This window comes from Streptomyces sp. SLBN-31 (genome assembly GCF_006715395.1).
In the GTDB taxonomy this organism is placed as follows: domain Bacteria; phylum Actinomycetota; class Actinomycetes; order Streptomycetales; family Streptomycetaceae; genus Streptomyces.
On the sequence record NZ_VFNC01000002.1, the window covers coordinates 3506348 to 3518529 of the forward strand.

Below are 12182 nucleotides of genomic sequence, written 5' to 3' on the forward strand. Positions count from 1 at the left end.
CCCTACACGGCGCCGGCGTACGCCCCGGCACACGGACTGGACGGAGTGAACAAGAAGATGAGCGAGCTCGATTTACGGCTCCGTCAGTTGCTTCAGTCATGTCAGCTGACGCATCTCGCGTTCTACGACCGGGACCGGGCGAAAATGTTCGCCGCCGAAACTCCGCGGCCGCCCGAGGACTTCCCGGCGGAGCCGGGATCAGAGCGTCTCGAACACGACGGGCGGCAACTCTTCTACATTCTCGAGGAATTGGCGCCTGATTTCGCGGAATTACGCACCGGCGCACTCATACGCACGGTGGTGCGCGTTCCCAGCGGAGCGCTTCTCTACCATTCCGTCGCGGCCGACTTCCATCTCTGCTGCGCCACGCGCCAGGACCGGATAACCGAGCTGATCGCCCGTATGAACGAGGGGATGGACGGCCTCCGGCCGGCCGTCCGTTACAGCATGCTGCACCGCCGCGCGTATGCGAGCAGGTACGCCGCCGCGGGCGCTTCGGCGAAACCGCCCGCAGGCGAGGACGACACCGAGGCGGACGACGTCGCCGAAGGCAACCCGTACATGGTGGACACCGGCGCCGACAGGGCAGCCGGCATCGGCGACCTGCTGCGCGCGGCCCTGGGCATCCATGGCCTGCACTACGTCGCGTACTACGCCGCCGGTGTCCCCGCCTGCACGGCCGACATCTTCCGCCACCCAGCGCTGCGCAGCCACTTCGGCTCCGCCACGCCGCAGCAGCGACGGGACAGGTACGGCCTGCTGGGACAGCTACTCCCCGGCGTCACGGACCGTATGAACACCTCCCTGCACGCACTGCTCGAAGGGGAGATCCAGCAGATCGTGCTGAACGTGGAGCAGGGAGCCGTGTACTTCCAGCAGCTCTACGACCGCCACTACCTGCTGGGCGTCTCCCTGAACCAGGCGCGACTGGCCGAGGCGGACCAGCACATAGAGCGGCTGGGCAGAGAACTGGCTGACGAGGCGGGGTAACTGCCTCCGAGCGGCTGGAACGGAGATCCGTGCGGACGGCCGCTCGGTCCTCCCACCGAACGGCCGTCGGCACACCGGCTCAGCGGAACCGGTGGCGCGCGCGTGTGCCTCCCGCACTCACCGGATCACGTGCTCCACGAAGCGGTGCGCCGTCTCGTTCAGGACCTCGCGGCCGTCCCGTGCCCACAGGACGTCGTTGAACAGCTCGACCTCGATGGCGCCGGTGTAGCCCGCCGCCTCGACGTAGCCCTTCCACTCCCGCATGTCGATCGCGCCGTCGCCGATCTGGCCGCGGCCGTTGAGGACGCCCTCCGGGAGGGGGGTGGTCCAGTCGGCGAGCTGGAAGGTGTGGATGCGGTTGCCCGCCCCGGCGCGGGCGATCTGCGCGGGCGCGTTGTCGTCCCACCAGATGTGGTACGTGTCGACGGTGACGCCGACCTGGTGCGCGGGGAAGCGTTCCGCGAGGTCGAGGGCCTGGGTGAGGGTCGAGACCACGCAGCGGTCGGAGGCGAACATCGGGTGCAGCGGCTCGATGGCCAGGCGGACACCGTGCCGCTCGGCGTACGGGCCGAGTTCCGCGAGCGCGTCGGCGATCCGCTCGCGGGCGCCGTGCAGGTCCTTGGAGCCGGCCGGGAGGCCGCCCGAGACCAGCACGAGGGTGTCGGTGCCCAGGGTCGCCGCCTCGTCGACGGCGCGGCGGTTGTCGGCCAGGGCGGCGGCGCGCTCGGCCGGGTCGATCGCCGTGAGGAAGCCGCCCCGGCACAGGGTGGTGACCGTCAGGCCCGCGTCGCGGACCAGCTTGGCGGTCGCGTCGAGGCCGTACGACTGCACGGGCTCGCGCCACAGGCCGACGTTGCCGATCCCCAGCTCCCGGCAGGCGTCGACCAGTTCGGGCAACGACAGCTGCTTGACCGTCATCTGGTTGATGGAGAAACGCGTCAGGTCGGGGTCGTTCACTGGGGCACTCCGTACAGGGCGAGCAGGTTCCTCATCCGCTCCTCCGCCAGCTTCGGGTCCGGGAACAGGCCCAGTCCGTCGGCGAGTTCGTAGGCGCGGGCGAAGTGCGGCAGGGAGCGGGCCGACTGCAGGCCGCCGACCATGGTGAAGTGCGACTGGTGACCGGCCAGCCAGGCCAGGAAGACCACGCCCGTCTTGTAGAAGCGGGTGGGCGCCTGGAAGAGATGGCGGGACAACTCGACCGTGGGGTCCAGGAGTTCACGGAAGCCGGCGACGTCCCCGGTGTCCAGGACGCGGACCGCCTGCGCCGCCAGGGGCCCCAGCGGGTCGAAGATGCCGAGCAGGGCGTGGCTGAAGCCCTTCTCGTCACCGGCGATCAGCTCGGGGTAGTTGAAGTCGTCGCCCGTGTAGCAGCGCACGCCCTGCGGCAGGCGGCGCCGGATGTCGATCTCCCGCTGGGCGTCCAGCAGGGAGACCTTGATGCCCTCGACCTTGTCGGGGTGGGCGGCGATGACCTCCAGGAAGGTGTCCGTGGCCGCGTCGAGGTCGGCGGAGCCCCAGTAGCCCTCCAGCGCCGGGTCGAACATCGGGCCGAGCCAGTGCAGGACCACCGGCTCGGCGGCCTGGCGCAGCAGATGGCCGTAGACCTCCAGGTAGTCCTCGGGACCGGACGCGGCGGCCGCCAGCGCGCGGGAGGCCATCAGGATCGCCTGGGCGCCGCAGGACTCCACGAGGGCGAGCTGCTCCTCGTAGGCCGCCCGGACCTCGGCGAGGGTTCCGGCGGTGATCTGGTCGGTGCCGACGCCGCAGGCGATCCGGCCGCCGACCGCCCTGGCCTCGGCGGCGCTGCGGCGGACCAGCTCGGCCGCGCCCGTCCAGTCCAGGCCCATGCCGCGCTGGGCGGTGTCCATGGCCTCGGCGACGCCGAGCCCGTGGGACCACAGGTGGCGGCGGAAGGCGAGGGTGGCGTCCCAGTCGACGGCCGCCGGCGAGTCGGGGGTCGTGTCGGCGAACGGGTCGGCGACGACGTGCGCCGCCGAGAAGACCGTACGGCAGGTGAAGGGGGCGCCGGGGCTGACGGCGAACGGTTCGGGGCGGGGCTCGTACGTCCTCAACCCGCCCGTGGAGTCCGGGAGTCGGATGGTCACAGCTGGATCTCCGGTACGTCGATGCGGACGCCCTCGGCCGAGGACTTCAGGCCCAGCTCGGCGAGCTGGACGCCGCGGGCGCCGGCCAGGAGGTCCCAGTGGTAAGGGGCGTCGGCGTAGACGTGCCGCAGGAACAGCTCCCACTGGGCCTTGAAGCCGTTGTCGAAGTCGTCGTTGTCGGGGATCTCCTGCCACTGGTCGCGGAAGGAGTAGGTGGCCGGGAGATCGGGGTTCCAGACCGGCATGGGCGTCATGGAGCGGTGCTGGACGCAGCAGTTGCGCAGGCCCGCGACGGCGGAGCCCTCGGTGCCGTCGACCTGGAACTCGACGAGTTCGTCGCGGTTGACGCGCACCGCCCAGGAGGAGTTGATCTGGGCGATCGCGCCGCCGTCGAGCTCGAAGATGCCGTAGGCGGCGTCGTCGGCGGTGGCGTCGTAGGGCTTGCCGTTCTCGTCCCAGCGCTGCGGGATGTGGGTGGTGGCGATGGCCTGCACGGACTTCACCCGGCCGAACAGCTCGTGCAGGACGTACTCCCAGTGCGGGAACATGTCGACAACGATGCCGCCGCCGTCCTCGGCACGGTAGTTCCACGACGGGCGCTGGGCACTCTGCCAGTCGCCCTCGAAGACCCAGTAGCCGAACTCGCCGCGCACGGACAGGATCCGGCCGAAGAAGCCGCCGTCGATGAGGCGTTTGAGCTTGAGCAGGCCGGGGAGGAAGAGCTTGTCCTGGACGACGCCGTGCTTGATGCCGGCCTGGTTCGCGAGGCGGGCGAGCTCCAGCGCGCCGTCCAGGCCGGTGGCCGTCGGCTTCTCGGTGTAGATGTGCTTGCCCGCCGCGATGGCCTTCTTGATCGCGTCCTCGCGGGCCGAGGTCACCTGGGCGTCGAAGTAGATGTCGACGCCCGGGTCGGCGAGGACCGCGGCGACGTCCGTCGAGATGTTCTCCGGGGCCAGGCCGTGCTGCTCGGCGAGCGCCCTGAGGGCATGCTCGCGGCGGCCGACCAGGATCGGTTCCGGCCACAGCACGGTGCCGTCGCCGAGGTCGAGGCCGCCCTGTTCGCGGATGGCCAGGATCGAGCGGACCAGGTGCTGGCGGTAGCCCATGCGTCCGGTCACGCCGTTCATGGCGATACGCACCGTCTTGCGTGTCACGTCATTCCCTTCGTACGCGGGGACCGCGCCGCGTACGCCCCGTCTTTCACTGATGAGCGTCACAGCAAGCGCTTTCTATGACATAAGAAGCTAGCCTCTGACCAGCGGTCTGGACAAGACCGTAACGAGGTCGAGTTGTTCGAGGGGGCGAACAACCCGGGGGTGTGCCCGTAAGGTCTGGTCGAAAACCATGGCCGGGGTCCCCGCGAAACCGCGGCCGTGTCCTGTGCGTGTACAACGAGGTACGACGATGATGCGCGACCGGAGGACGACGAGATGACGGTGACCCTGGCGGACGTGGCGGCCCGCGCGCAGGTCTCGCCCGCGACGGTGTCGCGCGTGCTGAACGGGAACTATCCCGTGGCCGCCTCCACCCGTGAGCGGGTGCTGAAGGCCGTGGACGAGCTGGACTACGTACTGAACGGGCCGGCGAGTTCGCTGGCCGCCGCCACGTCGGACCTGGTGGGAATCCTCGTCAACGACATCGCGGACCCCTTCTTCGGGATCATGGCGAGCGCCATCCAGTCGGAGATCGGCGGGCCCGGCGGACGGGCCGGCGGTGAGCGGCTGGCGGTGGTCTGCAACACGGGCGGTACGCCGGAGCGCGAGCTGACGTATCTGACACTGCTGCAGCGGCAGCGGGCGGCGGCCGTGGTGCTGACCGGCGGGGCCGTGGAGGACGAGCCGCACGCGACGGCCGTGGCGGCGAAGCTGCGCAAGCTGACGGAGGCCGGGACGCGGGTGGTGCTGTGCGGGCGGCCGCCGGCACCGGAGACCGGGGCGATCGCGCTGACCTTCGACAACCGCGGGGGCGGGCAGCGGCTGACCGAGCACCTCATCGGGCTCGGGCACCGCAGGATGGGGTACATCGCGGGCCCGGAGGAGCGGACGACGACCCGGCACCGGCTGGAGGGCCACCGGGCGGCACTGGCCGCGGCGGGCATCGAGGAGGACCCGCGCTGGACCGTGTGGGGGCGCTACGACCGGCAGTCGGGGTACGAGGCCACGCTGGAACTGCTGCGCCGGGACCCGTCGCTGACGGCCGTGGTCGCCGCGAACGACTCCGTCGCGCTGGGGGCGTGCGCCGCGCTGCGGGAGTCCGGGCTGCGGATTCCCGAGGACGTGTCGGTCGCCGGGTTCGACGATCTGCCGTTCAGCGTGGACGCGGTGCCGGCGCTGACGACGGTGCGGTTGCCGTTGGCCGAGGCGGGGGCTCGGGCGGGGCGGATCGCCATGGGGCGCGAGGAGCCGCCGCCCGGGGGGATCGCGACGGTTCGGGGGGAGTTGATGGTGCGGGGGTCCTCCGGGGGGCCGCGGGTGTCTTGAGGCGCCGGTCGTTGTGAGGAGCCGCTTGTTCGTGCGGGCGTCTGCTGGGGGCTGCCGCCCCCAGACCCCCGCTTCGGCCTGAACGGCCTCGTACTCAAACGCCGGACGGTCTGAAAAGGGCTGGTCGCCCCGGCGTCGGTGACCTAGGCTCGATATCTCTGACTCAGTCAACCATCCGGAAGGTCGACGATCATGACCGTCCAGGACATCCGGGCCTTCAACCGCTTCTACACGAACGTGATCGGCGCGCTCGACTACAGCCGGCAGCTGTACGCGCCGTACACCCTGACCGAGTCCCGTGTGCTGTACGAGCTCGCGCACTCGGCGCGGACCGACGCGGCCGATCTGCGGGGCGAACTGTCGTTGGACGCCGGGTATCTCAGCCGGATCCTGAACAGGTTCGAGGAGGCCGGGCTGATCGAGCGGACCGCCTCCACGTCCGACCCCCGGCGGCGGCGCGTCACCCTCACCGCAAAGGGCAGGGAGACCGCCGCACTGCTGGCCCAGCGGGCCGACGAGTCGGTCGGCGCGCTGCTGGCCACCGTCCCGCCCGACGACCGGCCCCGGCTGTCCGAGGCGATGCTGACCGTGCGGACGCTGCTGTCCGACGGGCGTCCTCCCCATCGCCGGGAGGACGTGCTGCTGCGCGAGCCCGGTCCCGGCGACCTCGGCTGGATCGTGCAGCGCAACGCCGCGCTGTACGCGGCGGAGTACGGCTGGAACGCGGACTACGAGGGGCTGGTCGCCCGCATCGTCGCCGACTTCGCCGAGGACCACGACCCGCATCTGGAGCGGGTGTGGATCGCCGAGCTGGACGGGCGGCCGGTGGGGTGCGTGATGTGCGTGCGCGACGAGGCCCCGGCCACGGCGCGGCTCAGGTTGCTGCTGGTCGAGCCGGAGGCCCGCGGGCTCGGCATCGGCGCCCGGCTGGTGCGGGCCGTGATCGACTTCGCGCGCGGCGTCGGCTACCACGAGCTGGTGCTGTGGACCAACGACGTCCTCGCCGCCGCCCGCAGCATCTACCAGCGCCACGGCTTCGTCCTGGCCGCCGAGAAACCGCACCGGTCCTTCGGGAAGGACCTCAACGGTCAGGACTGGCGGCTGGACCTGCACGGCACACGGGAGTGACACGGCAGGGTTGCTTCGGGGATTCCCGGTGACAATAGGGACCATGCGACTGGCCTTCTCCACCCTCGGCGTCCCCGGCCTGCCCATCCCGGACGTGGTCCGGCTCGCGGCCACCCACGGCTACCACGGCGTGGAACTGCGCGCCCATCCGGAGGAACCCGTCCATCCCGGCATCGGCGCGGGCGAACGGGCCGACGTGGCGGGCGAGTTCAAGGCGGGCGGCATCGAGATCCTGGGCCTCGCGGGATACGCGCGGGTGGCCGCACCCGGCGACGACGGCCCCGTGATCGACGAGATCCGCGAACTCCTCGACCTCGCCCACGACCTCGGCGCCCCGTACGTGCGGGTCTTCCCCGGCGCGGACCGCGAACAGACCCGCGAGCGGGCCGACGCCATCGCCGCCCGCCGGCTGGGCACCGCCGCGGAGTACGCCGGCGACCTCGGCGTACGCATCCTGCTGGAGACCCACGACTCGCACCGCACCGCCGCCGACGCGATCCGGATCCTCGGCCTCGTCGGCCACCGGCACGTCGGCGCCCTCTGGGACGTCATGCACACCTGGCTGGGCGGCGAGCAGCCCGCCGAGACCTACGCGGCCCTCTCTCCCTACCTCGGCTACGTCCAGGTCAAGGACATCGCCTCCGCCGACGACACGACCCCGTTGCCGCTCGGCGCCGGCGTGCTGCCGCTGTCCGACGCCGTGGAGGTGCTCTCCCGCCACGAGTGGGACGGGTGGCTGTGCTGGGAGTACGAGAAGCGCTGGTACGAGGAGGCGGCGCCCCTGGAGGGCCTGCTGGAGGCGGGGAGCGCGCATCTGGGGCGGCTGCTCAACGATTCGGCGTGATGCGGGTGGCCGGGTCCAGGCACCAGTTGAGGACCGCGGGCCAGTCGCCGTAGCCGGCGTCCAGGTCGAGGTGGGCGGCGCCGGGGAGGACGTCGGTGGGGATGCCCAGGGGGTCTCCGTAGAGTGCGCGGGCGCCCTCCGGGCAGTAGGGGTCGTCGTCGCCGGCCACCAGCCGGGTGGGGGCGGGGAGGGTGAAGTCGAGGGCGGGCGGCGCGAACGCGGCGATCTCCGGGTGGCGCAGGAGGACGGAGGCGGCGGGCGGGGCGACCAGGAGTACGCGGTCCACGGCGCCGTCCGGCACCAGCCCGCGCGCGACGGCGTGCAGCCACAGCACCGCGGAGGCGCTGTGCGCGACGACGACACGCTCGGCGTCCGCGCGCAGACCGGCCAGGTGGCCGGTGAGCTCCGACAGCCAGGTCTCGAGGTCCGGGTCGTCGGGGTCGGGGAGCTGGGGGTAGGTCACCGGGTGACCGAGTGCGGTGAGGCGGTCGGCGAGGCGGTGCTGCCAGTGGGCCTCGGGGCGGCGGTTCTGCCAGCCGTGCAGGATCAGGACGTGAGTGGTCATGGGTTCACCTTCGTGATCGGGCACGGGTGATCAGGTCCGAGTGATCAGGTCCGCGTGATCTGGATCGTCGTGCCTATGCCCGGGCCAGGAACCCCGCCACCCGCTGCTCCAGCCGTTGTCGGCACAGCGGCCACTCCCGCTCCGTGATGGAGAAGATCGCCGAGTCCCGCAGCCGGTCCTCCTCCCCCGGCGCCCAGGACCGCGACCAGTTGCGCAGCACGCCCTCGAAGCGGGCGCCCACGCTCTCGATCGCCGCCCTGGAACGGCTGTTGCGGGCGTCCGTCTTCAGGTCGACCCGCGACACGCCCCATACCTCGAAGGCATGGCGGAACAGCAGCAGCTTGGCCTCCGCGTTCACGCCGGTGCCCTGCGCCGAGCGGGCCAGCCAGGTGAAACCGACCTCGACCGCGTCGAGCCGGTCGTCCGTGTGCCAGCACCGCGGCTCCCAGTACGCCGTCGCGCCCACCGCCCGCCCGGTCGCGTGCGACACCTGGGCGTACGGCGCGAGCCGCCCGGTCGACGCCCGCTCCAGCTGCGCTTCGATGTAGCCGGCCACCTCGTCGGCCCTCGGCACCCAGGTGAAGGCGTACGTGTCCCGGTCCTCCTCGGCCGCCGCGGCGAGGTCGGCAGCATGCCGGGCCGTCAGCGGCTCCAGACGCACCGACTCGCCCTCGAGCAAAGGGCCTTGCAGCTTGTATCCCACCGGGTCGAACCCTCCTTCGTCGCGGCACAGGTCGGTGACCGCGGTCAGCCGCCCAGCCCGCTCCGCAACTCCGCCGCGAACTCGGCGAACGCCTCGTGAAAGCCGGGGAAAGTCTTGCGCACGCAGTCGGGGTCGTCGAACGAGATTCCCGGCACGCGCAGCCCGGTGACCGCGAAGGACATGACGATGCGGTGGTCGCCGTACGAGGTGATCTCCGCGGGCGTGGGCCGCGTGCCCGGGCGGATCTCGATCCAGTCCGGGCCGGTGGCCACGTCCACGCCCAGCCGCCGCAGGTTGTGCGCGCAGGCCTCCAGCCGGTCGCACTCCTTGACCCGGGTGTTCGCCACGTCCTCGATGCGCACCGGGCCGGAGGCGAAGGGCGCGATCGCCGCGAGTGTCGGCATGGTGTCGGAGATGTCCCGCATGGCGACCGTCAGGCCGCGCAGCCCGCCCGTGCCGCGGACGGTCGTGGCGTCCGCGCCCACCGTCACGTCCGCGCCCATCCGCCGCAGGACGTCGACGAAGCCCAGGTCGCCCTGGAGGGCGCCCCGGCCCAGGCCCGGTACCGTCACCTCCCCGCCCGGTGTCACCGCGGCCGCCGCGAAGAAGTAGCTCGCGGTGGAGGCGTCGGGCTCGATCGGGTAGGTGGTGGCGCGGTAGCCGCCCGGGGGGACGACGAAGACGTCGCCGTCGCGTGTCACCTCCGCCCCGAACGCCCGCATCATCGCGATGGTGATGTCCACGTACGGGGCGGAGACCAGGTCCGTGACCCGGATGCGCAGGCCGTCGCGGGTCAGTGGGCCGAGCAGCAGCAGCGCCGTCAGGTACTGGGAGGACTGGCCGGCGTCCAGGGTGACCTCACCGCCCGCGACACCGGCCGCCCGGACCGTGAGGGGGTGGTGGCCCTCCGCCCCTTCGTGCCGCAGGTCCACCCCGAGGTCACGCAGCGCGCGGGTGAGCGGCAGCAGGGGGCGGCGGCGCATCTGGGGCGAGGCGTCGAAGCGGTACGTGCCGTGCCCGGTCGCCGCCAGCGCGGGCAGGAAGCGGGCCGTCGTGGCGCCGTCCCGGCAGTACACGTCCGCCTCCCCCGCGGCCGGGCCCTGCGGGCGGCCGTCGACCTGCCAGGCGTCCGGGGTCCTCCCGACCCGGTAGCCGAGCCGCGCCAGGCCTTCGGCGAAGCCCTCGGTGTCGTCCGAGCGCAGCGGTCGTACGAGGGTGGTGACACCGTCGGCCGCGGCGGCCAGGAAGAGGGCGCGGGCGGTGATGGACTTGGAGCCGGGGATGTCGACAGCGGGCATGGTTCATGATCGGCCGAGCACGGGTTCGGGCGCCGGTCCGTCCACGGGATGGACCGCTTCCCGTCGCCGCCCGGTCACCGAAGCGAGCCCCACGCCGCCCACCAGGAGTGCCGCCGCGCACCAGCGCAGGCCGCTCACCGACTCGCCGAGGAACAGCGCCGCCGACGACATGCCGAAGACCGGCACCAGGAGGGAGAAGGGCGCGACCGTCGACGCCGGGTGGCGGCGCAGCAGCCAGCCCCACGCCCCGAAGCCGAAGACCGTCGTGACCCAGGCGACGTAGACGACCGTGCCGGCGCCCTGCCAGTCGAGGGCGCGCAGGGCGTCGTAGTCCCGTGACGGGCCCTCCAGGACGAGGGACAGGGCGAGGAGGGGGAGGACCGGGACCGTGCTGACCCAGACCATGAAGTTCAGCGCGTCGGGCGGGGCCGCCTTGCGGGTGAGGACGTTCGAGACGCCCCAGCAGGCCGCCGCCGCGATGACGAGGGCGAACGCGCCGAGCGGGCCCGAGGTGCCCTCGTCCACCGCGGCGACGGCGATGCCCGCCAGGGCGACGGCCATGCCCACCACCCGTGTGCGCGACGGGCGTTCGCCGAGGGCGACGAAGGCGACGGCGCCGGTGAACACCGCCTGGATCTGCAGCACGAGGGACGACAGGCCCGCCGGCATCCCCACGTCCATGCCGACGAACAGCAGGCCGAACTTCGCCACTCCCAGGACCAGCCCCACCGCCAGTACCCACTTCCAGGCCACCTTCGGGCGGCCCACGAAGAAGACCGCCGGGAGGGCGGCCGCGAAGAAGCGCAGGGCCGAGAAGAGCAGCGGCGGGAAGTGGGCGAGGCCGATCTCGATGACGGTGAAGTTGACGCCCCAGACGGCGGCCACGAGGACGGCGAGGGCGAGGTGCGCGGGTCTCATGCGTCGAGCATCACTTCCCCCGACCGTGAAGCACCAGCGATGATTACTGCATGGTCGGATGAAGCATCGCTGATGAATGAGGGGTTTCGCCGTGCTCGATCTCCAGCGGCTGCGCGCCCTGCACGCCGTGTCCGTCCACGGCACCGTCGGCGCGGCGGCGTCCGCGCTCGGGTACACGCCCTCCGCGGTGTCCCAGCAGATCGCCAAGCTGGAGCGGGAGACCCGGACCGTGCTGCTCGAACGCGAGGGGCGCGGGGTGCGGCTCACCGCCGAGGCGCACCGACTGGTCGACACGGCACAGGAGTTGCTGGCCATCGTCGAGCGGGCCGAGACCGAGCTGGAGGAGCGGCGCGGGATGCCGGCGGGGCGGCTGACGATCGCCGCGTTCGCGTCGGCCGCGCGCGGGCTGATGCCGGCCGTGCTGGCCGACCTCGCCGTCCGGCATCCGGCCCTGGACGCCCGGCTGTCCGAGATCGACCCGCACCTGTCCGTGGACCTGGTCGCCAAGGGCGCGGTGGACCTGGCCGTGGCGCACGACTGGGACATCGCGCCGATGCCCGTGCCGCCCGGCGTCGAGCACGCGGCGATCGGCGACGACCGCAGCACGCTGCTGGTGCCCGAGGGGCATCCCTTCGCCGGGCGGGAGTCGGTGCGGCGCGAGGAGCTGGGCGGGCAGCGGTGGGTGTGCCAGCCGCCGGGCCGGGTCTGCCACGACTGGCTGCTGCGGACGATGCGCGCGGCCGGGCACGAGCCGGAGATCGTGCACCAGGCCGACGAGAACCCCACGCTGGTCGCCCTGGTCGCCGGCGGCCTCGGCATCTGCCTGGTACCACGCCTGGGCCGCGGCCCCCTGCCGCCCGGGGTCGTCGAGGTCCACCTGGACCCGACCCCCGTTAGGCACCTGTATGCCCTGTGGCGCAAGGGAGCCGCCCGTCGTCCGGCGATCGCAGAGACGGTACGCACTCTGCAGGAGATGTGGCCGGAAGTGGCGGCACAACCGTCCCGCTGACCCCTCCCTCACCAACTTCCGGCAGTCGCGCGGAAGGCGGGAACCCACCCCGAACACGGTTCGTCCAACCCGCAGGCTGCCGGATGAGTCTCCGCCGTGCGGTGTCGGCCCTCGCTGCTGGCTGCGATCGCTGACCTACCCT

At 72.3% G+C, this 12182-nt stretch carries 12 protein-coding genes; 5 read left to right on the forward strand and 7 right to left on the reverse strand.

All coding sequences use genetic code 11. The annotated features are described in order from the left end of the window. Positions 1–45: 45 nt before the first annotated feature. Positions 46–990 (forward strand): hypothetical protein, encoded by a 945-nt coding sequence (locus FBY22_RS35850; protein WP_142152121.1) that lies wholly within the window; start codon positions 46–48, stop codon positions 988–990. A gap of 117 nt (positions 991–1107) precedes the next feature. Here FBY22_RS35850 and FBY22_RS35855 read toward each other — a convergent pair whose 3' ends face one another. From FBY22_RS35855 to FBY22_RS35865, 3 genes are read right to left on the reverse strand one after another with little or no spacing between them, the layout of a single operon-like run. Then, on the reverse strand, positions 1108–1908 hold the full coding sequence (locus tag FBY22_RS35855; RefSeq protein WP_142152631.1) for a sugar phosphate isomerase/epimerase: 801 nt from the start codon (positions 1906–1908) through the stop codon (positions 1108–1110). A gap of 35 nt (positions 1909–1943) precedes the next feature. Next, positions 1944–3095 (reverse strand): dihydrodipicolinate synthase family protein, encoded by a 1152-nt coding sequence (locus FBY22_RS35860; RefSeq protein ID WP_142152122.1) that lies wholly within the window; start codon positions 3093–3095, stop codon positions 1944–1946. After that, entirely contained in the window at positions 3092–4249 is a 1158-nt protein-coding gene (locus FBY22_RS35865; protein WP_142152123.1) for a Gfo/Idh/MocA family protein, read from the reverse strand. Before FBY22_RS35865 ends, FBY22_RS35860 begins: the two co-directional genes overlap by 4 nt. 276 nt (positions 4250–4525) lie before the next feature. On the opposite strand from FBY22_RS35865, the gene FBY22_RS35870 reads away from it, so the two are divergent. From FBY22_RS35870 to FBY22_RS35880, 3 genes are all read left to right on the forward strand, one after another. Then, the gene (locus FBY22_RS35870) at positions 4526–5575 is read left to right on the forward strand and encodes a LacI family DNA-binding transcriptional regulator (protein ID WP_142152124.1); all 1050 of its coding nucleotides are present in this window, start codon (positions 4526–4528) and stop codon (positions 5573–5575) included. 192 nt (positions 5576–5767) lie between these two features. Beyond that, entirely contained in the window at positions 5768–6703 is a 936-nt protein-coding gene (locus tag FBY22_RS35875) for a helix-turn-helix domain-containing GNAT family N-acetyltransferase (protein WP_142152125.1), read from the forward strand. Between the two features lie 43 nt (positions 6704–6746). Continuing rightward, positions 6747–7547 carry a sugar phosphate isomerase/epimerase gene (locus tag FBY22_RS35880; protein ID WP_142152126.1) on the forward strand — a complete coding sequence of 267 codons (801 nt, stop codon included), beginning with the start codon at positions 6747–6749 and terminating at the stop codon, positions 7545–7547. Here the strand turns inward: FBY22_RS35880 and FBY22_RS35885 are convergent. The 4 genes from FBY22_RS35885 to FBY22_RS35900 form a co-directional block, all read right to left on the reverse strand. Continuing rightward, positions 7531–8112 (reverse strand): alpha/beta hydrolase, encoded by a 582-nt coding sequence (locus tag FBY22_RS35885; protein WP_142152127.1) that lies wholly within the window; start codon positions 8110–8112, stop codon positions 7531–7533. The genes FBY22_RS35880 and FBY22_RS35885 overlap by 17 nt on opposite strands. Positions 8113–8185: 73 nt before the next feature. Next, positions 8186–8815 (reverse strand): GNAT family N-acetyltransferase, encoded by a 630-nt coding sequence (locus FBY22_RS35890; RefSeq protein WP_142152128.1) that lies wholly within the window; start codon positions 8813–8815, stop codon positions 8186–8188. Positions 8816–8859: 44 nt separating this feature from the next. Then, a complete protein-coding gene (gene aroA, locus FBY22_RS35895) occupies positions 8860–10113 on the reverse strand; it encodes a 3-phosphoshikimate 1-carboxyvinyltransferase (protein WP_142152129.1) in 1254 nt (417 codons plus the stop codon). A 3-nt stretch (positions 10114–10116) separates the two neighbouring features. After that, positions 10117–11031, reverse strand: a complete 915-nt coding sequence (locus FBY22_RS35900; RefSeq protein ID WP_142152130.1) for an EamA family transporter — start codon at positions 11029–11031, stop codon at positions 10117–10119. A gap of 91 nt (positions 11032–11122) precedes the next feature. Here FBY22_RS35900 and FBY22_RS35905 point away from each other — a divergent pair, with 91 nt between their 5' ends. Next, positions 11123–12040, forward strand: coding sequence for a LysR family transcriptional regulator (locus tag FBY22_RS35905; protein WP_142152131.1), 918 nt, complete (start codon positions 11123–11125; stop codon positions 12038–12040). Positions 12041–12182: the final 142 nt, after the last annotated feature.

Excerpts from the sequence above, each read along its gene's own strand:
- FBY22_RS35855 (WP_142152631.1), bottom strand. The coding sequence starts at position 1,908 with ATGACGGTCAAGCAGCTGTCGTTGCCCGAACTGGTCGACGCCTGCCGG.
- aroA (WP_142152129.1), bottom strand. The coding sequence starts at position 10,113 with ATGCCCGCTGTCGACATCCCCGGCTCCAAGTCCATCACCGCCCGCGCC.
- FBY22_RS35900 (WP_142152130.1), bottom strand. The coding sequence starts at position 11,031 with ATGAGACCCGCGCACCTCGCCCTCGCCGTCCTCGTGGCCGCCGTCTGG.
- FBY22_RS35875 (WP_142152125.1), top strand. The coding sequence starts at position 5,768 with ATGACCGTCCAGGACATCCGGGCCTTCAACCGCTTCTACACGAACGTG.
- FBY22_RS35880 (WP_142152126.1), top strand. The coding sequence starts at position 6,747 with ATGCGACTGGCCTTCTCCACCCTCGGCGTCCCCGGCCTGCCCATCCCG.
- FBY22_RS35885 (WP_142152127.1), bottom strand. The coding sequence starts at position 8,112 with ATGACCACTCACGTCCTGATCCTGCACGGCTGGCAGAACCGCCGCCCC.
- FBY22_RS35870 (WP_142152124.1), top strand. The coding sequence starts at position 4,526 with ATGACGGTGACCCTGGCGGACGTGGCGGCCCGCGCGCAGGTCTCGCCC.